The sequence below is a fragment of the Anaerobacillus sp. genome, assembly GCF_046314235.1.
Classification (GTDB): Bacteria; Bacillota; Bacilli; order Bacillales; family Anaerobacillaceae; genus Anaerobacillus.
In genome coordinates, this window is sequence record NZ_JBKBWN010000005.1 from 18,547 (window position 1) to 40,888 (window position 22,342).

Annotated in this window: 21 protein-coding genes; 2 read left to right on the top strand and 19 right to left on the bottom strand. The window is 36.7% G+C overall.

Annotated elements, in window-relative coordinates; genetic code table 11:
- Window positions 1–112: 112 nt before the first annotated feature.
- The 7 genes from mnmH to yneA all read right to left on the bottom strand — a co-directional run bounded on the left by mnmH (window position 113) and on the right by yneA (window position 5,679).
- Entirely contained in the window at window positions 113–1,198 is a 1,086-nt protein-coding gene (gene mnmH, locus ACK4M9_RS08080; RefSeq protein ID WP_409849229.1) for a tRNA 2-selenouridine(34) synthase MnmH, read from the bottom strand.
- 59 nt (window positions 1,199–1,257) lie between these two features.
- Window positions 1,258–1,473: a YneF family protein gene (locus tag ACK4M9_RS08085; protein WP_409849231.1), complete on the bottom strand. Its 216-nt coding sequence runs from the start codon at window positions 1,471–1,473 to the stop codon at window positions 1,258–1,260.
- A gap of 94 nt (window positions 1,474–1,567) precedes the next feature.
- Window positions 1,568–2,008 (bottom strand): sporulation inhibitor of replication protein SirA, encoded by a 441-nt coding sequence (gene sirA, locus ACK4M9_RS08090; RefSeq protein WP_409849233.1) that lies wholly within the window; start codon window positions 2,006–2,008, stop codon window positions 1,568–1,570.
- Window positions 2,009–2,220: 212 nt separating this feature from the next.
- Entirely contained in the window at window positions 2,221–4,215 is a 1,995-nt protein-coding gene (gene tkt / locus ACK4M9_RS08095; protein ID WP_409849235.1) for a transketolase, read from the bottom strand.
- A 125-nt stretch (window positions 4,216–4,340) separates the two neighbouring features.
- Window positions 4,341–4,583: a DUF896 domain-containing protein gene (locus ACK4M9_RS08100; RefSeq protein ID WP_409849237.1), complete on the bottom strand. Its 243-nt coding sequence runs from the start codon at window positions 4,581–4,583 to the stop codon at window positions 4,341–4,343.
- Window positions 4,584–4,703: 120 nt separating this feature from the next.
- A complete protein-coding gene (locus ACK4M9_RS08105; RefSeq protein WP_409849239.1) occupies window positions 4,704–5,375 on the bottom strand; it encodes a YneB family resolvase-like protein in 672 nt (223 codons plus the stop codon).
- Window positions 5,341–5,679, bottom strand: a complete 339-nt coding sequence (gene yneA, locus ACK4M9_RS08110; protein ID WP_409849241.1) for a cell division suppressor protein YneA — start codon at window positions 5,677–5,679, stop codon at window positions 5,341–5,343. Before yneA ends, ACK4M9_RS08105 begins: the two co-directional genes overlap by 35 nt.
- Window positions 5,680–5,835: 156 nt before the next feature.
- Here yneA and lexA point away from each other — a divergent pair, with 156 nt between their 5' ends.
- Complete coding sequence (gene lexA, locus ACK4M9_RS08115) at window positions 5,836–6,459, top strand: transcriptional repressor LexA (protein WP_409849243.1); 624 nt, start codon at window positions 5,836–5,838, stop codon at window positions 6,457–6,459.
- A 117-nt stretch (window positions 6,460–6,576) separates the two neighbouring features.
- On the opposite strand, the gene ACK4M9_RS08120 is transcribed toward lexA, so the two are convergent.
- From ACK4M9_RS08120 to spoVK, 10 genes are all read right to left on the bottom strand, one after another.
- Window positions 6,577–8,958, bottom strand: coding sequence for an alpha-galactosidase (locus ACK4M9_RS08120; protein ID WP_409849245.1), 2,382 nt, complete (start codon window positions 8,956–8,958; stop codon window positions 6,577–6,579).
- Window positions 8,955–10,301 (bottom strand): glycoside-pentoside-hexuronide (GPH):cation symporter, encoded by a 1,347-nt coding sequence (locus tag ACK4M9_RS08125; protein WP_409849247.1) that lies wholly within the window; start codon window positions 10,299–10,301, stop codon window positions 8,955–8,957. Before ACK4M9_RS08125 ends, ACK4M9_RS08120 begins: the two co-directional genes overlap by 4 nt.
- Window positions 10,302–10,324: 23 nt before the next feature.
- On the bottom strand, window positions 10,325–12,724 hold the full coding sequence (locus tag ACK4M9_RS08130) for a glycoside hydrolase family 2 protein (protein ID WP_409849249.1): 2,400 nt from the start codon (window positions 12,722–12,724) through the stop codon (window positions 10,325–10,327).
- 174 nt (window positions 12,725–12,898) lie between these two features.
- Complete coding sequence (locus ACK4M9_RS08135) at window positions 12,899–13,468, bottom strand: TetR/AcrR family transcriptional regulator (protein WP_409849250.1); 570 nt, start codon at window positions 13,466–13,468, stop codon at window positions 12,899–12,901.
- A 302-nt stretch (window positions 13,469–13,770) separates the two neighbouring features.
- Window positions 13,771–13,929: a hypothetical protein gene (locus tag ACK4M9_RS08140; RefSeq protein WP_409849252.1), complete on the bottom strand. Its 159-nt coding sequence runs from the start codon at window positions 13,927–13,929 to the stop codon at window positions 13,771–13,773.
- A gap of 211 nt (window positions 13,930–14,140) precedes the next feature.
- The gene (glnA, locus tag ACK4M9_RS08145; RefSeq protein WP_409849254.1) at window positions 14,141–15,478 is read right to left on the bottom strand and encodes a type I glutamate--ammonia ligase; all 1,338 of its coding nucleotides are present in this window, start codon (window positions 15,476–15,478) and stop codon (window positions 14,141–14,143) included.
- A gap of 90 nt (window positions 15,479–15,568) precedes the next feature.
- On the bottom strand, window positions 15,569–15,982 hold the full coding sequence (locus ACK4M9_RS08150) for a MerR family transcriptional regulator (RefSeq protein ID WP_409849256.1): 414 nt from the start codon (window positions 15,980–15,982) through the stop codon (window positions 15,569–15,571).
- A 195-nt stretch (window positions 15,983–16,177) separates the two neighbouring features.
- Window positions 16,178–17,446, bottom strand: coding sequence for a methionine gamma-lyase family protein (locus tag ACK4M9_RS08155; RefSeq protein WP_409849258.1), 1,269 nt, complete (start codon window positions 17,444–17,446; stop codon window positions 16,178–16,180).
- A gap of 13 nt (window positions 17,447–17,459) precedes the next feature.
- A complete protein-coding gene (hflX, locus tag ACK4M9_RS08160) occupies window positions 17,460–18,725 on the bottom strand; it encodes a GTPase HflX (protein WP_409849260.1) in 1,266 nt (421 codons plus the stop codon).
- Window positions 18,726–18,857: 132 nt separating this feature from the next.
- The gene (gene spoVK, locus ACK4M9_RS08165; RefSeq protein ID WP_409849262.1) at window positions 18,858–19,808 is read right to left on the bottom strand and encodes a stage V sporulation protein K; all 951 of its coding nucleotides are present in this window, start codon (window positions 19,806–19,808) and stop codon (window positions 18,858–18,860) included.
- 225 nt (window positions 19,809–20,033) lie between these two features.
- On the opposite strand from spoVK, the gene ACK4M9_RS08170 reads away from it, so the two are divergent.
- Window positions 20,034–20,999: a tyrosine-type recombinase/integrase gene (locus ACK4M9_RS08170; RefSeq protein WP_409849264.1), complete on the top strand. Its 966-nt coding sequence runs from the start codon at window positions 20,034–20,036 to the stop codon at window positions 20,997–20,999.
- Window positions 21,000–21,135: 136 nt separating this feature from the next.
- On the opposite strand, the gene hfq is transcribed toward ACK4M9_RS08170, so the two are convergent.
- Together hfq and miaA are read right to left on the bottom strand one after the other, a co-directional pair.
- Window positions 21,136–21,366, bottom strand: a complete 231-nt coding sequence (hfq, locus tag ACK4M9_RS08175; protein ID WP_071316298.1) for an RNA chaperone Hfq — start codon at window positions 21,364–21,366, stop codon at window positions 21,136–21,138.
- Window positions 21,367–21,409: 43 nt separating this feature from the next.
- On the bottom strand, window positions 21,410–22,336 hold the full coding sequence (gene miaA / locus ACK4M9_RS08180; protein ID WP_409849266.1) for a tRNA (adenosine(37)-N6)-dimethylallyltransferase MiaA: 927 nt from the start codon (window positions 22,334–22,336) through the stop codon (window positions 21,410–21,412).
- Window positions 22,337–22,342: the final 6 nt, after the last annotated feature.

Consider the following 22,342-nt stretch of genomic DNA (forward strand, 5'->3'; position numbering starts at 1 on the left):
ACAAACGAGATTGTTAGAAGCAAAAAAACTTCTAAAGTCGAAATATTTTTTAGGTATTGTAATTTTAACTAAAAAACGATACTCTGTAGTGCCATCTAAAAAAGAATGGTATTTATACCATTCTCTGATACTCAATAAGTCTAGACTCATATTGATTAATGACATTTTTGATTTCTTCAACTGCTTCTTGTATCTTTGTAAAGTGAATTTGTTTAATCCTTTGATGATATTGAAGCGTTGCATAACTATATTGGGGGTCATAATAGGTTGTAAGTAACATTTCAAACGCTTTTTCATATTCCTTATGTTGCAAGAGTCCCTGTATTTCCTCCCCAATATGTCTTTGCATTCGTTTTTTTATCGCCATAAATGCTTCGATGATTTCTTTTTCAAACTTTTCAGGCTGATATGTCTCTATCAAATGTTGAATTCGATCCTGCAGTGGAAGAAGCAATTCAATATGAATCCCCCCTTTTTTACCTTCGATAATAAAATCTGGAACGATCACATTTCCGATTCGCTTGCTTTCTGACTCAATAATAAGATATGGAGAAGATTGATATTGTTCTAGCTCTTCAACCAGGAGCGCTTCGAACTGTTTTTGCGAACTTGCCTTTAAACCAATGCCGCCAAATGCAGAACCTCGGTGCCCGGCCATCCCTTCAAGATCAATAACTGGATAACCTTCAACTTTTAGACATTGTAAAACGGCTGTTTTTTTTGTACCAGTATTCCCGGAAATAACATAAATTTTTTTCGACATTTTTGAAAAATTCTCTAACTTGTCCAATATTAAACTCCGATAAGCGCGAAAGCCGCCTGAAAGTTGATAACAATGAATTCCTAACATATTTAATGTCGAAGTGATACTACTACTTCTCATTCCACCTCTAGCACAAAAAATGACGATTCGTTCATTTGGATGCTGTTCTTTCATCATTAAAATTGTATTGAATAATTCAGGAACTTTTTTCGAAAAGATTTTTAGCCCTAATTTGACTGCTTCAGTTTTACCTTGCTGTTTGTAAACTGTTCCCACCTTTGCTCGCTCTTCGTTATCAAAGATTGGCATATTAATAGCTTTAGGTAACGAAGCCTCGTTGAACTCAAGCGGAGAGCGAACGTCAATCGTTAAACAGTTTTCTTCATTCCATTGGAAAATAGATAATTTCGGTATTTTAAATTCATCATCAACCATATAATTAAAACCTCTTTTCCGTATGAAAAAACACTCCGATTTGGAGTGCTTGTCCTTTATTACTTCATTTGGTTATTCATTGCTTTCATCATTTGCGTTATTTTCTTCTGCGATGGGTTCATACCCATTTGCATCATCATCACGCGTAACATCTTTTCGTTGATTGGTGGGTTTTTCTTAAGGTAATTCATCATTGTTTTGCGGGCAATAAAAAAGCCAATCGCAACACCGGCAATTAAAGATAATACGCCGACTAAAATATTGATCCAAAGCATAAAACTTTTTCCTCCTTCTAGTTGCGCCTAAAAAATAGACGGCATGCATTTTGCATCATCTTATTATAACCTAATTAATAATTGAATTAAAGTATTAAATATAATTAACTTGTTTTACTGGATTTAACCAACCATAATTTCGATTTTCAAAATCCATCGCAAAAAACGCAGGGTTAATTTGACGCAGTACTTCAAAAAAGATTGTTTCGGCTTGGTAAGAGCCACTAGCAGTAACTGTTAGCATACTACCATGGTCTTTAAGTACAGCCTTACTATCCAATGCTTTGTTGTCCAAGTAAAAATGGTCGTTTAAAACATAAAAATCCGTCCGCGATTTCAATGTTTTCTCGAGATATTTTTTCACTTTTAATGTGGGAATTGTCCCACTAATATATTTAATTTGTTTTTCGACTAATGTTCTTAGTTCACCTTTAACAGTTTCTCCATCAACAAAAAGTTGATAAATTAACCATTCTTTCCCAAAGTAGCTAGTAGCGATTTCAGGCTTTAATAAATAGATGTAATAGTGTCTCATTTATTATTCCTCCACGACAAAAGCATATAGCTTCTAATAGTACTAAGCCTCATTTGCTTAATCTAGTTTAACTATAAAGCAAGTCCAAAGAGATAATTGTCTATTACCGGAGAAATGCAACACTATTTTTGTCAGATCTTGAGGTTTTTTAGTGTTACTTACAAAAATACGAGGCTGACTACAACTAATTAGAGTCAGCCTCGTAAAAATAATTAAAGTGTAGCTTTAAGAGTTGCGATTACATTTTCAACTGTAAAGCCATACTCTTCCATAATTTTTTCACCAGGAGCAGATGCACCAAACTGATCGATGGCGATAACAGCCCCTTGGTCACCTACATATTTATGCCAACCTAAAGATGAACCCATTTCAATAGCTACACGCGCTTTAATATCTTTTGGAAGTACGGAATTTTTGTATTCTTGTGATTGTTTTTCGAAACGGTCCCAACTTGGCATACTTACGACTGAAACAAAGATGTTTTCTTTCTCAAGTTGCTTTTGTGCCTCAACAGCTAACTGAACTTCAGATCCTGTTGCGAGAAGGACTCCAGTACTATTTCCGTTTGCAGGTGAGATTACATATGCACCTTTTTTAACACCCTCATAAGCAAGCTCTGCTGATAATTCTTGCGTCATTAGATCTTGACGCGATAATACTAGGACAGTTGGTTGGTCTTTACTTTCTACAGCTAACTTCCATGCTGCAGCTGTTTCATTGCTATCACCAGGACGAATAATCGAGATACCAGGCATTGCGCGAAGTGAGGCTAACTGCTCAACAGGCTCATGTGTTGGTCCATCTTCACCGACAGCAACACTATCATGAGTAAACACATACGTAACTGGTAAGTTCATTAATGCTGATAAACGAATAGCAGCACGTAAGTAATCAGAGAATACGAAGAATGTTGCTCCAAATACCTTAACACCACCATGAAGTGCCATTCCATTTAAGGCTGCTCCCATCGCAAATTCCCTTACTCCAAACCAGATGTTTCTTCCACTATAGTCATCTCTCGAGAAGTCAGCTTCACCTTTTAACGTTGTTTTGTTAGAAGATGCTAAATCAGCAGAACCACCAAAGATTTGTGAAACATTTTTTGCTAATGCGTTTAATACTTCTCCTGAAGAAGAACGGGAAGCAACATTATCTTTCCCACCTTCATAAACTGGTAAGTCTTTATCCCAGCCTGCTGGAAGATCACCATTGATTGCAAGCTTTAATTCACTAGCAAGCTCTGGGAATTGCTCTTCATATTGCTTCATTAATTCATTCCACTTTGCTTCTTCAGAAATACCAGCTTCTTTAACAGCAGCAAATAGTTCAGTAACTTCCTCAGGGATATGGAATTCTTGTTCATATGTCCATTTATAAGCTTCTTTAGTAAGCTTGATTTCATCTTTACCAAGTGGTGCTCCGTGAGAAGCTGATTTACCTGCCTTATTCGGTGATCCATAGCCAATTGTCGTTTTCACTTCAATTAACGTTGGACGCTCGTCTTGTTTAGCAAGCTCAATCGCTTTATTGATTTCAGCTACGTCATTTCCTTGTTCTACACGAATAACTTGCCAGCCATAAGCGTTAAAGCGGTCCTCAACATTCTCACTGAAAGCTTTGTTTAATTCTCCATCTAAAGAGATATCATTTGAATCGTACAACACGACTAAACGACCTAATTTTAAGTGACCCGCAAGTGATGCTGCTTCTGCTGATACACCCTCCATTAAATCTCCATCACCGCAAATTGAATATGTATAATGATTAACGACTTCGAAATTTTCTTTATTATATACAGCAGCTAAATGTCTTTCCGCCATCGCCATACCAACTGCCATTGCAACTCCTTGTCCTAACGGACCAGTTGTAGCATCAACACCTGGAGTATGTCTATATTCCGGATGTCCTGGCGTTTTACTTCCCCATTGACGGAAGCTTTGTAGATCTTCTAAAGACAGATCATACCCTGAAAGATGTAATAAGCTATATAAAAGCATAGACCCGTGCCCTGCTGATAATACGAAGCGATCCCTGTTAAACCAATTAGGGTTATTTGGATTATGATTCATATACTTTGCAAAAAGTGCATAAGCCATAGGTGCAGCGCCCATCGGCATTCCTGGGTGACCGGAGTTTGCCTTTTCAATACTATCAATTGATAATGTACGAATTGTATTAATTGCTAATTCATCAACGTTTACTGTCATTTAAGATCATCCTTTCTTTCCTCAATCCACATTTTATTACGTTTTTTATCATATACCTTCTCATAAAATTTAACAAGGCTATCTGTGGATAAAATAGTGAATTTTTGTCGAATAAAAAAGAGATGTTAATGCTTTAAGTTACTTTTATTAGTTTGCTTACTTGCTTTTAGCTTTTTCGGTGTGACATCCTTACCTTCATCATCGACAACTTTAATAGAATGAAGTTGATTTTTAAATGAGGAACGAAACGTTTGAATATATTCTTGCCGTAATTGTTGCTGTTCCTTTGTTTCCTCAATTGTAAGACTATTTAATTTTGCTTTTTTTGAAAGTTCATTAATCCGCTTTAACTTTTCACTTGATAACATTATAACCCTCCATAAATTGATTAGACCTACTGGTAAATTTACATCAAGTACAAGACCTTTTCAACTTTTTAATAAGGAGTGCTAAATGGCTTACATGTAAATATTCGTTGTTTTCACCTTTTAATTGACTTCCACTGGGTTGAATTCGTGTTCTTGACTGTCTTTAAGATGCTCTTGATAACGACGGTGAACGGTCGCTTTTGAAACATCATAGCCAAATCCCCTTAAGGTAGCTGCTATTTCTCGAAAGGTTAGTTTCATTTTCTTCAGCCTAACAATTTCTTCTATAGGAATTTCCTTTTTTATTCGACCACCTGCGTTAGTATTCCCTAAATTTTCAAAAGGATTATAGCCATTTTTAATAGCTCTATTCATTCCACGTTTTATCTTCAGATTATGAAGCTTTCTCTGATATTCTTCGACAACACTTACGATATCTAAGACAAGCGTATCAGTTTCTGAAAGTTTTAATTCGCCATTATCGTTAATCGTTTGGATTTGAACGTCGTATTTTATTAATTGATGGACTAGAGCAATTTTCGTATTCCCTCTTCCAAGCCGAGTATCATCTTGTATTAACAAGACCTCCGCTCTTTTCTCCTTGAAATCTTCCAAAATCTCAAAAATTCCATCTCTCTCAATTTCAAATCCACTTGCCTTCTCTTCAATAATTTTAAAGATGGAGAGATCATTTCTCTTTGCCAACAATACTAATTCCTCTTTTTGTCTTGATAATGACGTTTCCTGAGTTTGTTTATCAGTACTTACTCGACAGTAAATGATCGCTTTCATTTTCAACACCTGCATCCTTATTTGTTTGTTGAGGAACGAGTAGAACTTGTCCGGCATAAATGTGATGATCCCTAAGATTATTCTGTTCTTTTAATATCGTTATGTAAGACTGGACGGTTACTCCATCTGTGTATTTGCTTGCAATTGACCAAAGTGTATCTCCATTTTTTACTTCTACTTCTATGAAATGCTCATATTTAGGTTGGGCAGAAACATGAGCAGACATTAACATGTAAGCGATTATAGTAATAAATAATGCAATATAACTAATATCTGAGAATGAAAACTTTTGTCTTTTATCCATTTAAAACACTCACTTTCTTATATAAGATCATATGTTCTCTTTTATAATATAACGAACATTCGTTCTTGTCAACTGTTTTTAGAACTTATGTTTGCATATTTGATACAACTGAAGTATAATTATGGTAAGATAATGAAGAAAATGGGGTGCTACATAATGAATAAGATTTCAAAACGGCAGCAAGAAATTTTAGATTATATAAAAGATGAAGTTCGGAAAAAAGGGTATCCACCATCAGTTCGAGAAATCGGTGAAGCAGTAGGGTTAGCATCTAGTTCTACTGTGCATGGGCACCTTTCTCGCCTCGAAAAAAAGGGATTAATTCGCAGAGACCCTACAAAACCTAGAGCCATTGAAGTTCTTGATTTAAAAGACGAAAGCTATGAACAGCTAGCACCTAATACTTCATATGTACCTATCATCGGTAAAGTAACTGCCGGAGAACCAATTACAGCTTATGAAAATGTAGAGGATTACTTACCCCTTCCCGAAAAATTCGTTGGGGACGACAAAGTCTTTGTTCTCGTAATCCAAGGTGATAGTATGATTGAGGCAGGAATTTTTGATAAAGATATGGTTATTGTTAGGCAACAGCCGACGGCAAATAACGGGGATATCGTTGTGGCTATGACTGAAGAAGATGAAGCTACAGTTAAACGTTTCTTTAAAGAAAAAGACTTTATTAGACTACAGCCGGAAAACTCTTCAATGGAACCTATTATTCTACAAAACTGTTCGATTTTAGGGAAAGTTATTGGGGTATTCCGCTCGGTACACTAACAGTTAATATGTCTAATTATAAAAAGGATCAACTTTGGTTGGTTCTTTTTTGTGTTTTTGGAAAGAATTTGGCTTGACATATCCAGGTAAAAAAGCAAGGAGTCTGACTCCTTGCTTCTACATATTCTCTATTAAATTATTACATACTTCCATAAAATATAATCTTGAAGAAAAATCATTAAAGACTCTTATATCTTGATCATAACCTGTTCCTTGAAACCCTTGCTTCAACCAAATACCGGCCTCATTAATAACGTCTCCTGGTATGACATAATCCTCAACTTCACCATTTAAAGAGTAGAACTTTGAGACGATGTTGTGTAACATTGAATCTTGTTTAATATGAACCGGCGAGTACATATTAATTAAATCACCAAACACTTTTACTGGTATTTTAAAGGGCATATTGTAAAAGTGATAAATTGCACCAGGTAAAAGCCCTTTTCCGATAAACTTCATTCGAGCACTCTGCTCATTATATAGGATCTGAAAAATACCGCCAACTGCTCGCAAACCATCTTCCGAAACAACCATCCAGCTTGTCCCACTACCTATTGTAGGATTGTTCACCCGGTAAAACCGTCCAAATTGAAATACTTGTCGCCAATCTTTATAGCACTGAATTTGTTCTCTCATTTCATCCAACGCATCTTTTGACATATCCGATAAATTTAATTCAAAACCCAACAACCCAAAGCATGCAGTGTTGAATCTAGTTGATAACGGAACACTTCTTAACGTCTGATGGTTTGGACATACTGAAACATGTGCCCCCATGACTGATAAAGGATAGCCATAACTAGCCCCTTCTTGAATACTTAAACGACTGATAGCATCTGTGTTATCACTCGTCCACACTTGCGGCATGTAACAGAGCATCCCTAAGTCGAAACGGTTACCTCCTGAGGCGCAGCTTTCAAATAAGATATTTGGAAAAGTCTCGGTTAGCTTCCTTAAAACTCTGTAAAGTCCAAGAGTATACCGGTGTAAAAATTCTCCCTGTCTATCTGCTGGAAGTGCCGAACTATACGCATCTGAAAAATTACGATTCATATCCCACTTCACATAGCTAACGCCTTTTTTCAAGAAAATATTCGCCATTTGCGAAATGAGATAATCCTGGACTTCTCGCTGTGTTAAATCTAATAACATTTGATTTCTGCCTTTTGAATGGGCTCTATTAGGAATTTTCACTGCCCACTCTGGATGTTCCTTGTAACATTTACTGTTTTCATTGACCATTTCTGGCTCAACCCAAATACCAAAGGCCATACCAAGTTCTTCAATTTTTTTAGCTAGTCCCTCTATTCCGTTCGGGAGCTTTTTCTCATTTACATACCAATCGCCTAAGGAACTAGTGTCATCATCTCTCTCACCAAACCAGCCATCGTCAAGGACAAATAACTCAATTCCAATGTCCTTTGCTTTTTTTGCAAGACTCAATAATTTCTTTTCATTAAATTTAAAATAGTGAGCTTCCCAACTATTTATAAGTACCGGTCTCTGTTTGTTTTGCCACGTTCCTCTAACAATATGTTTCTGGATAAATTGATGAAAACGTTGACTCAACGTGTTAAAACCTGAGTCACTATAAGAAAATACCGCTTCAGGTGTATCGAACACTTCATCAGATTGCAAATACCAATTAAATTCGGTCGGATTAATTCCACTCATTACCCTAGTCCCACCATTACTGCCTGGCGAGACGCTAGCATAATGATTACCGCTATAAACAAGATTAAAGCCATAGCACTTCCCAAAATCCTCCGATGTATTAGGCTCTGAAAGCATGAAAAACGGATTCGTCCGATTACTCGAAGTTCCACATTGGCTACTAACACTCATAGCAGCTCCTTTTAAAGGAACCACTTGCTTATTCATTTCATTTGCCCAGCTACCTGTAAAGGTTGTCATTTCAAAGTTCTTATGATCAAAGTCAATTTGTAAACTCATTATTTTCTCAATCGTAATTCCATGTTCTTCTTTATTAATTACTCGTACTTTCCTAGTGATAACATCAGCTTCAAAAAATACTTGATAAATAAGCTCGAGATAAACTTCACGGTGCGCCTCTTTTAAAGTGACGACTAAAGTTTGAACTTCCTCTTCTGTGCCGTAGGCTCCTGGTAAATCAGTGAGAGCTAACTGCCCTTGATGAATCGAATGTGAAGAGTAAAGAAAATCACTTGTTCGACTTCCATCCGCGTAGACAAAGATTGCTGAAGGTTCACGAATGTCTCCTTTACCTAAAGTACTAAACTCAAGCGTTGTCCATTCAAGACACCTTTTAGGAAATCGATCGTCGTACTGGATCGTGTTCCCAGGTAAATAGTTCATTTTTGAGGTTAGAGCATCTACTATACTAGTTTTTACAGACGTTTCGAAGCAAAGTTTTCTTCCATAATAAAGATGAGAGAGATGCCCTGAAGGCAAGCTTCTAAATAAATAGGTTGTGTTTTTTGTCTGTAATACAAATAATCCATCTTGATATAAGATCATATGGCCCTCCTTTTCTCAAGCTCACCATTAATGAAACTAAGTTTTTCCTCTGTAAGCTTAAATCGCTTTACAAAAAACAAAATCGATATAATAAGTCCAATCATCGGTATAACAATCATTAACATTCGTAATCCAAAAAGGGTTTCCTGGGTCTGAACTGCTGCGTCTGGATCTAAACCAATAAGATCAAGACCAACACCAGCAATGAATACGGAAATTGCCGAAGACAATTTTACGACAAATGTTTGAAGTGAAAATATCACACTCTCTGAACGCATGTCGTTTTTCCATTCACCGTAGTCTACACTATCCGCAAGAAATATCGTCGTTAATACCGTTGCTATCCCAAAGCCAGTAAAAATGATACTAGCAGCAATTGCTAGTGGAACGATTGATTTAACATTGGCTACACCTAAAGCAAAAAGCAAACTATAGCCGACTATTGTCAATAAAATTGCCCCTACTAATAACCGCTTACGACTCACATATTTTCGTAATACTGGGACAAACATCATCGCCAATATTTGCGTTGCCCCACCAATTGTTCCAAATACTCCAAATAGGGCTGCATTCCCGATATCAAACCTAAAAAAATAGATCGCCAATTGCTGTGTAAGGTAAAGAGAAGCATTGAAAATAACAATTGAAACAACGACAACTAAAGCTTGATCATTTCTAAGTAAGGACTTTAACATCTCTTTAACACGAGGCGGTTTTTCAATCACATTCACTTTTTCTTTAACGTTACTCACCGTGATCCCGATAAATATCACAAATAAAACGGCTATGATTGCAGCCAATCGACTAAAGCCAGCGTGTTCTGATCCATTACCTAATAGCGGCACTAAAGCCATCGTTAGAGCAATTGGAATTGCAAAACCAAAACCAGCAAAGCTTCTTGCGATAACGGAAATACTCTCTCTTTCCTTTCCAGCTTTCGTGATCGCAGGGATTAAAGACCAGTAAGGAATATCCATCATGGTGTAAGTGATACCCCATATGACGTAAGCGACGCTTATCCAGATTAAAAGCGAGTTTCCAGATAATCCTTCGGGAATAGAAAATAGGGCATACAGTACCAAAGCATTAATAACCGTTCCACCCATAATCCATGGTCTAAATTTACCCCATGGCGATTTTGTATACTGGACAATGACACCCATAAAAGGATCATTAAAGGCATCAAAAACTCTTGCAACCATGAATAAGATTCCAATAAACGTTGCACTAATACCTAATACAGCATTGTAATAATAGAGCAAAAAACCTGACACTAATGCGTATACTAAATCTTTACCAACTGCTCCAACACCATAAGATAGCTTCTCTTTTACTGTTAGCATAATCCATCCCCCGTTCAACCTTTTTATTGAATTTTTTCAATAGCAAACGTAAGTGTTGTAAACTCTCCTGTCTCTGTTTTCACTTTAAGTGTTGCTTCTCCAGTAGTGCCGATTGTCTTTATATATGTGCCTCCCATACCTCCTTTTAAGCTCAGCACTTTAGGACCAATAATCTCAACTGGACCTGTCGTTTCTAAGAAGACCGGTTCCTGCCAATAGTGCAGACTGTTTTTGTTTTGATCAACGGCTCGTATTCTGATCGTTGCTACATCATATGTATTTTTCTCGGACAACTTCAGTCGGTCAGCAATGACTTCCAAGCTTACTTTTTCCATTGGTGCCTTAGTTACGGACGCGACAACCTGTTCACCTTTTATCGCATCGAATCGATAAGTAGTCACTTGATCACCCCAGTTTCCAACATACTTACCGTACAATTTATAAAAATCTTCAAACTTCAATCCATGTACCACCATAAGCTGAAGCGCTCTCAATTTTACCGATAATGGAAGGCCGGTATCGCCAACTTCAGCGGCTGTCCGGATTACTTTTTTAATTCGCTCAGCTACTTTCGGATTGTAGCTTTCTCCCACTGCTAGTCTTTCACCAACCGTGTCATCGACGAAAATAGGTGGGTGTTTTAACCCTTTATACAGATCACGATCTGGATAAAAACTTTTTACAAACGTGTCATTAACGTACATATTTACCTTTTCGGCATTTGTAAAGGCATAGATCGATTTAATCGTACCTGCTTCATGATCACCAATACTCATTTCAGAACTTATTTCTAAAACAGGAATATCGTCTTTCTGACTAGCATAAACAGCTGATGCTAGTTTAGGGTTTCTAAATGAATCCATGACACCGTGATAACAAATGCGATCGCCACTCCCGAAATCTTTATGAGTATTGTAATCAAACATACACCAGCCAAAGCCACCTGAAACTTCTTCATTTGTTGCAATATCATCAAGGACACGAGCATGTCTTAATGCGTGAGATAAACGACAAACTTCTTTATCGAAAGATTTAGTTGGATACATATGTCCATTAAATTCACTAACTAAATAGCCTTTAGTTTTTTCCTTTGTAACCTTTGATTTCGGCAAAATCCCTCGGTTATTTCCTGTGTGGGAGAAATCATTAAACGAATAAACATCCTCAAGAAGGTGACTATTTTTAATATATCGGACACCACTCGTTTGTCTTGAAGGATCTAATTTTCGTGCCATTTCATTTGTACGCTGATAAAACTCATTGTTATCTAATGATTCATTAATACGCACCCCCCATAAAACAATTGACGGGTGATTCCTATACTGACATACCATTTCTCTTGTCATTTCAACCGCTACATCCTGCCATTGTCGGTCACCAATGTTTTGCCACCCTGGAATTTCAGTAAAAACGATCAAGCCAATTCGATCGCAATGTTCAATAAAATGTTTTGATTGTGGATAGTGCGATGTTCGAACAGCATTAAGTCCAAGTTCATACTTTAAAATCTCTGCATCGAATCTTTGTGGCCCTTCTGGCATTGCGTAACCGACATATGGCCAACTTTGATGACGGTTAAGCCCTCTAAGTTTTACTTTTTTCCCATTTAAATAAAATCCATCTCGTTTAAAAATCGCATCCCGAATACCAAATACCGTATTTAACTCATCTACAGGTTTACCTTCTTCATACAGCGTTGTTTTCAACGTGTATAAATGCGGAGTATCAATATCCCATAATGCACCATTCAAAATAGTGTACGTAGCATCTTTTAAATACGGTGCTGGCCCATCCGTTAATTGCTGGATAAACTCGTTTTCCTTATATAACTCATGAACGACTTTTACACGATCTTCTAAGCTAGCGTTAGAAAGTGTTGTTTTCACATGAAGCTTTTGATTTTCTTCGAGTACATCAGTGGTGTAAACAAAAACATCCTCAATCCAGGCTCTCGAAGTCACTTCAAGCCAAACCTCTCTGTACAGGCCACCATATGTAAGATAGTCAATGACGTGCCCAAAAGGTGGGATATTTAACGTTTCTCTACTATCGAGCTTTACAACTAATACATTTTCTTCTCCAAACATTAAATGTTCCGAAAGGTCTACTCGAAAAGCTGTATACCCTCCTAGGTGTGACCCAATGTATTGCTCATTAAGATACACATCTGCCTGGTGCGCTGCACCTTCAAAATTTAAGGTTACTCTTTTATCTTTCCATTCATCATCAGGAGTAAAACTTTTCCTGTACACGCTTACAAATTGGTATGTAGATTCGGAAAAGCAGTTATAAGGCGTTTCTACTACAGTATGAGGGATCCTTATTTGTTTCATAGAACATGTATCTGCTTTTTTTTCTAGTAACGCGGAATCGAAAACCTCACTAAAAAGCCAATCGTCATTAAACGGTTTAACTACTCTCATCGTTTTGTTCCTCCCTTTTGTTATATAGACTCTCGGCATTCGCCGAGCTATAGCGTTAAAGGATTTTTGATTCAATTTATTATCTCCCTCCACATTTCAGGTGGGATTTTTCTCCTCTAAATTGATTTCTTTTCTACGAATGAACATTTCACAGTTTCTCAATGAATTGCTGATCTATTCGAAGGGGCTATTATTAATACCATACATTAATATTTCCATCATCTGGTCCAACGCTTCAGGATATGGGATATTTGCTTTTTCTAGTTCATCGCTTTCTAAAAAATGAACGATACTAGCTTCAATCATAAGCTTTAACACTGGGGTTGAAATTGGTCGGACAACACCTTCCTCAATACCTTGCTCTATTAAGCTAATAGTCCCTTCCCAATCTGATTCAATTCTTCTTTGCATTGCCTTATGAAGTATTGGGTATTTTTCTCTTACATTAGCAAGCTGTCTCCAATTAAACTCCTTATATCTTGCTGGTAAAACTATGATAACCTTTTTAATTTTTTCAGTTATTGTCAGGGTAGGATCATCAACGATTTCTTTCTCACTTGCCTTTATTTCTGAAAAACACCAATCCATCATCTCCATCAACAAGTCTTCTTTATCTTTGAATACTGTATAAATCGTTTTTTTACTAATTTTTAAAACCTGACAAATATCAGTTAGAGTCAACGACGGTCCTTTTTCATTAAAGATTTCTAGAGTTGCTTCAAGTATCTTCAAGCGTAATGTCATCTATAAGCCACCTTTCAAACTTCAGGAAACCCATTTATCATTTCTGGTTTCCTTGAAGGTAGATTACCACAAAAAAAAAGTTATAACAACAAGAATTTTCGCAACTACCAACGTTGTCATCTTAACACAACAAACTTAGACAAAAGCTTGGTTTAGAAGTACACCCTACCCCGAAAATTACAAAAAAACCTGAGTGAGGAAAACCCTCTCACTCAGGTTATAAAAATACCACATCAAGTAAGGACTGCGTGTGGAAACATTTTATAGTTTCTTATCTTTAAATAAAAGCAGGTGCTCCCTAATCATCTTCCATCTTTCAAAGAATGCTTATCAACTATATACCCTTTTCGTCTAAACATATCTAATACCCATTGACGATCATCCAAAGGCTGCATGTATACTCTGCCTTCTTTATCAATTACGCCATATTCTTTTTTCTTCCGCTTAAACAACCATCTCACACAACCAGCTCCTTTTATAGATTTAACATAGTTAAAATTTCTACTAGACTTCCGCTTGATTTAAGTCTTAAAAGCTACCAAAACCAGTCTTTCTATAAGCTTATTCAAGTAAAAATAAATTGATGATGGTTAAAGAAACATGTTTTTCGGCTATTAGAAATATGGCATAAAGAAAAACCCTCAATACCAATGGTATCAAGGGTTCTACTTATTAGTAGTTCGACATATATTGTTCGCGTTCCCATGGGTGGACTTGTGTGCGGAACATATCCCACTCAATTTCCTTCGCTTCACAGAAGTGTTCTAACGCATGCTCACCAAGAGCTTTCGTAATAACTTCATCTGCTCTTAATTTATCAAGAGCTTCTTTTAAGGTTGCAGGAAGATCATTGATCCCCGCTTCAACTCGTTCTTCTTTATTCATCACATAGATGTTACGATCTGTTGACGGCGGTGGTGTAATGTTATTTTTAATTCCGTCAAGACCTGCTGCAAGCATAACAGCCATTGCTAAATATGGGTTTGCAGCTGGGTCTGGGCTACGTACCTCAACACGCGTGCTTAGACCACGTGAAGCCGGAATACGAATTAGTGGACTACGGTTACGCATTGACCAGGCCACGTAACAAGGCGCTTCATAACCTGGTACTAAACGTTTGTATGAGTTAACTGTTGGATTTGTTATTGCAGTGAACGCTTCAGCATGCTTAATGATACCAGCTAAGAAGTTCATCGCCGTTTCACTTAAACCTGTTTCAGTCGATGGATCATAAAATACGTTTTCTTTCCCTTTAAATAGAGACATATTGCAGTGCATTCCTGATCCGTTTACACCGAATAATGGTTTTGGCATGAACGTAGCATGTAAGCCATGCTTTCTAGCTATCGTTTTAACAACAAGCTTAAACGTTTGGATATTATCACAAGTTGTTATTGCATCAGCGTATTTAAAATCAATTTCATGTTGCCCTGGTGCTACCTCATGATGTGATGCTTCAATTTCAAAGCCCATATCTTCAAGTTCTAAAACGATATCACGACGGCAATTTTCACCTAGGTCGGTTGGCGCTAAGTCGAAGTAGCCACCTTTATCATTTAATTCTAATGTTGGTTCTCCTTTTTCATCAACTTTAAATAAGAAGAACTCTGGCTCAGGTCCAATATTAAACGCAGTGAAACCCATCTCTTTTGCTTCTGCTAATACACGCTTTAATACACCACGTGGGTCACCTGCAAACGGTACACCAGAAGGATCATAAATGTCACAAATCAAACGTGCAACTTTTCCTTTTTCACTCGTCCATGGGAATACTACCCATGTATCTAAATCCGGAAATAAATACATGTCTGACTCTTCAATACGTACAAACCCTTCAATTGAAGATCCATCAAACATCATCAGGTTATCTAACACTTTATTTAATTGGCTTACTGGAACTTCCACATTTTTAATAATTCCTAGTAAATCGGTGAATTGTAGGCGAAGAAACCTAACATTTTCCTCTTCCGCAAATCTCACAATATCTTCTCTTGAGTACTTTGATCCCATAATTCATTCTCCTCCTAAAATTTGGTGTATTTATATACTAACCATCTTAGCAAAACTACGTTTTACCGAAATGATGATTTTATAAAGAATTTAGTGAAAAAACCTTGATAATTCTCCTTGAATTAACGATGCTTTACCATATCTTCCTGCCATCAGTAATTCGCTTTTTAAATAACTTCTTAGCTGTTGATCTGTTAATTCTTTTTGATCTTTCTGACTTACGTTTTGAATAATTACTGGAGCCACCTGCCCAGCTTGTTGTTGCTTTAGTAAGAAAACTTTCTTTACACCTGAAAGATTAATGCCTTGATCAATTAATTCTTTAATTTCTAATAACCTATCAACATCATTAAAGGAAAATAGGCGTTGGTTTCCTGTCGTCCGAGCCGGATGAATGAGACCGTGTTCTTCATAATATCGAATTTGTCTTGCTGTTAATTCAGTAAGCTTTTTTACGATACCAATCGGAAACAATGGCATGTTCCTTCTAATATGATCTCCCAATTGCCTTCCCCCTTTACTTTGTTAATAATAGGTTACAACACGAGAGAAAAGCTGTCAATACATGTGAGCTAAGTTAACATGAAAACTATGTTAGATTTTCTCACATAGGTATTTTTACAATAAATCTCCTTTCTTATACTGAAACTTCTCATAAAAAAATCACCCTTTTCATATGCAAGAGTGATCTTAATAATATTAAATTGTTAATAAACCCTTTTTTACTAAATGATCAACTGCTGTTAAAATTCCAATCTTGACATGACCATAAGTAAGTCCACCTTGAACATAGGCTACATACGGTGGACGAAGCGGACCATCCGCAGAAAATTCAATACTAGCTCCTTGAATAAACGTCCCTGCCGCCATAATTACATCATCCTCATATCCTGGCATTGGACTAGGGTATGGAGTAACATGGGCATTTATCGGTGCTGCTTGTTGGATCCCTTGGCAAAATGCGATCATTGTATCCGCCTGGTTAAATTGTACAGATTGAATAAGATCAGTTCTTTTGGCATTCCATTTAGGATTTGTAGAGAACTGAAGTCTTTCAAGAAACGCAGCTGTAAAAACCGCTCCTTTTAATGCTTGTCCAACAATATGAGGTGCAAGAAAAAAACCTTGGTACATCTCTTGTAAACTATAGAGAGATGCCCCGCCTTCTTTACCAATTCCAGGTGCAGCCAATCGATAAGAGGCTAAATCAACTAGCTTTTCTTTACCTACAATGTACCCTCCTGTTTTTACAATGCCGCCACCCGGATTTTTAATTAATGATCCAGCGATTAGATCGGCACCTACGTGACACGGTTCCATTGTCTCTACGAATTCCCCGTAGCAATTATCGACAAAAACAATAACATCTTCCTTTATTGCTTTTACAAATCTTATCATTTCTTTAATTTCGTTAATCGTATAAGACGGTCGATTAGCATACCCTTTGGAGCGTTGAATGCCAATCACTTTTGTATTTGCCTTGATTCTTTTAGAAACTTCTTCATAATATATAGTTCCTTCAGAAGTAAGTTCAACACAGTCATAGGTAATACCGAACTCCTTAAGCGATCCATTACCACTACCACGACTACCAACTACTTCTTCTAACGTATCATAAGGCTTTCCTGTGATATATAGTAGTTCATCTCCAGGTCGCAAAACTCCAAATAAACAGGTAGCAATCGCATGTGTCCCAGAAATTATTTGTGGCCTTACAATTGCCGCCTCGCCACCAAACACGTGAGCATAAATCAATTCTAACGTATCTCTGCCGACATCATCATAACCATAGCCGGTTGAAGGAGTAAAATGAAAATCTGAAACTTGATGACTTCGAAATGCTTGTAAAACCTTAAACTGATTCACTTCAATCGTATTATCAATGATTGCGTGTATCCCTTTAATTTGTTCTTCTACTTCTTTCACGATTTGCTTAAGCTTTTCACCATTTGAAAATTGTTCGTACATAATAACCCCTTTTTTATCCTTGAAATTGTTGTAGCTGTTTAAACGTTGCGGATTGAGGTGAAGCATAGCCTTTTATCATGTAACTTTCATCCTCTTCCATCCAAAGCCGTTTTTCGATGATCGTTCCAGTTTGACACTCAGATAAAAGCTTTCCGTTACTAGCATGTATTTTAGCCTCAAAATAACGGAAATTCGGCTTTAGTTCTTCTTCAATTCTTAGTAAGAGTTTCTGCAAATCTTCTTGCAGAAGGGCAGAAACAAGGATTGATTTCTTTCCTTCTGTTGGTACGAATTGCGCGATCATTACATCCCGTTTATTATACACAGTTAGCATCGGCACATCTTTAACGTCAAGTTGATCTAATAAGGTCATCACGGTTTCTTCATGATTATAATAATCTTCATTTGAAGCATCAACGACATGAAGCAAAAAATCAGCTTCACGGACTTCTTCTAACGTAGAGCGGAATGCTGCTACTAATGTTGTCGGAAGATCTTGAATAAAACCAACGGTATCAGTTAATAATGCTTGAAAACCACTAGGTAATTTTAGTCTTCTTGTCAATGGATCTAATGTTGCAAATAGTTGATCCTCTTCTAAGGCATCGGCCAATGTTAAGCGATTATGTATCGTTGATTTTCCAGCATTCGTGTACCCGACTAAAGCTATTTGAAATGCTCGATTTTCTTTTCTACGTTCACGATATAATGCTCGATGCTGAACAATTGTCTTTAATTGTTCTTTAATTTCATCCATTCTCCGCCTAATATGTCTACGGTCGGTTTCTAACTGCGTTTCACCAGGACCTCTCGTACCAATTCCACCACCAAGTCTTGATAAAGAATGCCCTTGTCCAGACAAGCGTGGTAATAGATAATTCAACTGTGCTAATTCAACTTGAAGCTTCCCTTCTCGCGATTTAGCTCGCCTCGAAAAGATATCTAAAATTAGTTGTGTCCGATCAATAATTCTTGCCGGTATTAAAGCAGTTAAATTCCGAACCTGGCTAGTTGAAAGTTCATCATTAAAAATGACAATATCGATCTCCTCTTCTTCAACAAGGGAAACTATTTCTTCAATCTTACCTTTTCCGATATACGTAGCTCGATCTAAGCTATGTCGGTTTTGAATAACGGTCGAAAAAACTACTCCACCTGCCGTTTTCGTAAGGGCCGCTAATTCCTCCATCGAATAGCTAAATCGCTCCTCTTGCATCTCTGTTAACTTACATCCTACAAGTAACACTTTCTCTTCAGTACTTCTAGTCGTTTCAACCAAAGCTTCACAACCTTTTCATCCGAACTCTTTTTCATTTTTATTATTACCAATCTTTACTATAATCTTTCAACCAAGAAAAGCGCAAGTGCGGCCTTAACATTTAGCTACCGCTTGCTTGCACTTTTATTTATTCTATATTCCCTCTTCTCCATTTTTATCAACCTTAAAATCATCTTTAGTTAAAGTAAGCAGCGCTTTTCGATCATATTTGCCTTGATACAATAGTCTAACCGCTTGGGCTCTTACCGCTTTTTCTACAACATTGCGAATTAATCTACCGTTACTAAAGTTAAAACTTCGTTCCGCTTTTAAACTTTGCAAATATCCCCTTAACTTTAACTCAGCCTCTCTCTCAATTTCATACTCACGATCTTTGACCATCTTTCTAGCAATCTCAATTAGCTCATCATTCGTATAGTCAGGAAATTTCACAGTAATCGGAAAGCGCGAAGGTAATCCGGGATTTAAAGAAAGAAAATGGTCCATCTCACGAGAGTAGCCAGCTAAAATTAGCACAAAATCATGTTGCTGGTCTTCCATTGCTTTTACTAGCGTATCAATCGCCTCTTTACCAAAATCTTTTTCTCCACCTCGAGCAAGCGAATAAGCTTCGTCGATGAACAAAATCCCTCCCACCGCTTTTTTTACTAAATCGCGGGTTTTTTGGGCTGTATGACCGATATATTCACCAACTAAATCAGCTCGCTCAACTTCATGTAAATGCCCTTTAGAGAGGACCTCCATTTCTTTAAACAACTTTGCTAATAGTCTAGCAACAGTAGTTTTCCCTGTACCCGGATTGCCTTTAAAGATCATATGAAGCACTTGATTCCCAACCTTCAAACCTTGTTCTTTGCGGCACTTATTAATGTAAAGCCAAGCATAAATCTCCTTAATAAATCGTTTCATTTCCTTCAAGCCGACTAGCTCTTCTAATTCTTTCTCTATTTTCTCGAGTATATAGTGTTTTTCTCTATCAGTTTCTGAAAATCCAATTGCCGACTCATTACTTTGTTTTAACTCTTTTTGATTTAAAACAATGTTTATTTGACCTCTTGACTTCAGTGACAAGGGTTTTTCCAAGAGCTTCACCACCCTAATAACGATAATATGAGTATTTCAACTAAAGAAGTTTGGTTCTACTGCGATTATTTTGATACGTGAAAGTTTTATCTGTTCCTAAATGGGCTCTATTCTAATGACATTATACTCGTAAACTCAAAAAAGGTGACAAATGCCTATTTATATTAACCTCTAGCGGTTCACACTGTTATAATAACTTTATACCACTATAGGGAGGAGATTCGTTTGGAAGAATTGTATAAAACATCTTTGCCTAGCTTTGTAAAAGATTATTTAGTTTCTTTAATCAATAAGCAACGCAAAGCCTCGACAATCAAAAGGTATATCTATGATCTTGAAGACTTTTTCTTCTGGCTCAAAATCGAAAAAGGTGATCGTTCTTTCGCTACATGGAGTAAGTTGGCCCCCGTTGACATTTATACATACTTATCAATCCTAACAGAGCACAGAAAGTATCAACCAAGAACAACAAAACGAGTTTTAACCGTCTTAAATCAGCTCTATAAATATTATGACAACTTAGGCTTATCCAAAAACCCAATTCTTGAGATAAACAAAATAGATATTAAAGAACCAACAATGACTAAACATGATTTTTTGACCGAAAAAGAAATTCAACAGCTATTCTCATCACTACGCTCAAATCATGATCTATCAGAAAACCAGCTAAAAACTAGACATTTCATTGTCGATCGTAATGAAGCTATTTTTATTTTATTTTTGTTTTACGGCCTTAGTCTTCAAGAACTTACAAACTTAAAAATGAACGAGGTTCACTTTGAAACAAACACGATAACTGTTGCTTCGATAGAACATCAAAGGACAATTAAGCTTTCTTTAGCTCACAAACAAGTTTTGTACAAGTATTATGACACAATACCCATTCCCGTTCGACCTCGCTATCATGAAAACGATCCTTTTTTTGTTGCTTTTGACTTCCAAAGAGGAACATATCGCTGGGTTTATGAAACAAATAAGCCAAAAAAACTGACTGACATCGCTGTTCAGCGAATGATCCAAAAAGAAATAAAACGTGCCAGTTTAAGGAAGGGAATATCAGCTCAGCACTTGCGTAATACGTATATCTTAACTGAAATACTAAAAGGGAAAACAAGCTCTACCATTCAACGACAATTAGGTTTAAAAACAGATATTTCTTTAAAAAAATATTTCCATTATAAAAGTGAATAAATATAATAAAAAGCTCCCTGGATTGGGAGCTTCCTTAGTGTGATATAAAATGATAAACAGCCTCATCATTCGGCCCCATATAGTTACTCAGCTAGAAGCTAACTTGTCAGGACTTTACAGGTGCTTAAGCTTAAAACTACGCTTCTGGGTTTAATGGCACATTTTTTTGCGGTGAGAATGTTGAAATCGCATGTTTATAAACTAATTGTTGTTTTCCTTCAGTTTCTAAAATGACAGTAAAGTTATCAAACCCTTTGATTAGACCTCTTAGCTGAAATCCATTTAAAAGAAAAACGGTAACTGGAATGCTTTCTTTTCTAAGTTGATTTAAAAATACATCTTGAATATTTACCGATTGTTGCTTCATGAACAGTCCTCCTCTAATATCTATACTTTATATTTCGCCTTTTTTAAAGTCTTTCCTCTATTAATTTGAGAATTTCTTGCATCTTTTCTTGAAAATTTGTCTCGGTTAATTCAAACCACTGAATATCCATTTTGTTGCGAAACCAGGTTAGCTGCCTTTTGGCATACCTTCTTGAGTTTTGTTTTAAGTTATCAATCGCTTCTGCCTTTGGTGTTTTGCCTTCTATGTAGTCATAAATTTCTTTATAACCGATTGCTTGGACAGATTGGCAATCTTTCACGCCACTCTCGTACAATTTACGCGCCTCATCAATGAGACCTCCTTCAATCATCATATCTACTCTAGCATTAATTCGCTCGTATAACAAATGGCGTTCCATCGTTAAACCAATCACGACTAGATCATATTGACTCACTTTAGGTTGCTCTTCTTGAAAAGCATGGATCGGTTTATTCGTTACATGGAACACTTCTAGCGCCCTTATTACTCTTCGATAATTGTTAGGATGAATTGTTTCAAAGCTAATTGGGTCAACTTCTTTAAGTTGATCATGAAGTTTTAGAACTCCATGTTTAGCTACGAAAGCTTCCATTGTTTGACGGTAATCAAGATCACTAGGAACATCAGGAAAATTATAGTCATAAATAACAGAACTGACGTATAGACCTGTACCTCCAACTAGAATTGGTAGTTTATTGGTTGCATTTAATTTTGTAATCAGAGGTTTCACCAAACCTTGAAATTCTGCTACAGAAAAACTCTCTGTCGGTTCCTTAATATCAATTAAATGATGAGTAACTCCTTGCATTTCTTTAGCCAATACCTTTGCAGTACCAATGTCCATTCCTTTGTAAATCTGCATTGAATCGCCACTAATGACTTCTCCATTTAGCTTACTTGCTAATTCGACCCCTAACTTCGTTTTCCCTACTGCAGTAGGACCAACAATAACAACAAGCTTCTCTTTCATGAAAGA

Bases quoted from the DNA above. Each gene is read 5' to 3' on its own strand.
- mnmH (WP_409849229.1), bottom strand. From the start codon at position 1,198: ATGGTTGATGATGAATTTAAAATACCGAAATTATCTATTTTCCAATGG.
- ACK4M9_RS08085 (WP_409849231.1), bottom strand. From the start codon at position 1,473: ATGCTTTGGATCAATATTTTAGTCGGCGTATTATCTTTAATTGCCGGT.
- sirA (WP_409849233.1), bottom strand. From the start codon at position 2,008: ATGAGACACTATTACATCTATTTATTAAAGCCTGAAATCGCTACTAGC.
- tkt (WP_409849235.1), bottom strand. From the start codon at position 4,215: ATGACAGTAAACGTTGATGAATTAGCAATTAATACAATTCGTACATTA.
- ACK4M9_RS08100 (WP_409849237.1), bottom strand. From the start codon at position 4,583: ATGTTATCAAGTGAAAAGTTAAAGCGGATTAATGAACTTTCAAAAAAA.
- ACK4M9_RS08105 (WP_409849239.1), bottom strand. From the start codon at position 5,375: ATGAAAGCGATCATTTACTGTCGAGTAAGTACTGATAAACAAACTCAG.
- yneA (WP_409849241.1), bottom strand. From the start codon at position 5,679: ATGGATAAAAGACAAAAGTTTTCATTCTCAGATATTAGTTATATTGCA.
- lexA (WP_409849243.1), top strand. From the start codon at position 5,836: ATGAATAAGATTTCAAAACGGCAGCAAGAAATTTTAGATTATATAAAA.
- ACK4M9_RS08120 (WP_409849245.1), bottom strand. From the start codon at position 8,958: ATGATCTTATATCAAGATGGATTATTTGTATTACAGACAAAAAACACA.
- ACK4M9_RS08125 (WP_409849247.1), bottom strand. From the start codon at position 10,301: ATGCTAACAGTAAAAGAGAAGCTATCTTATGGTGTTGGAGCAGTTGGT.
- ACK4M9_RS08130 (WP_409849249.1), bottom strand. From the start codon at position 12,724: ATGAGAGTAGTTAAACCGTTTAATGACGATTGGCTTTTTAGTGAGGTT.
- ACK4M9_RS08135 (WP_409849250.1), bottom strand. From the start codon at position 13,468: ATGACATTACGCTTGAAGATACTTGAAGCAACTCTAGAAATCTTTAAT.
- glnA (WP_409849254.1), bottom strand. From the start codon at position 15,478: ATGGGATCAAAGTACTCAAGAGAAGATATTGTGAGATTTGCGGAAGAG.
- ACK4M9_RS08155 (WP_409849258.1), bottom strand. From the start codon at position 17,446: ATGTACGAACAATTTTCAAATGGTGAAAAGCTTAAGCAAATCGTGAAA.
- hfq (WP_071316298.1), bottom strand. From the start codon at position 21,366: ATGAAGCAACAATCGGTAAATATTCAAGATGTATTTTTAAATCAACTT.
- miaA (WP_409849266.1), bottom strand. From the start codon at position 22,336: ATGAAAGAGAAGCTTGTTGTTATTGTTGGTCCTACTGCAGTAGGGAAA.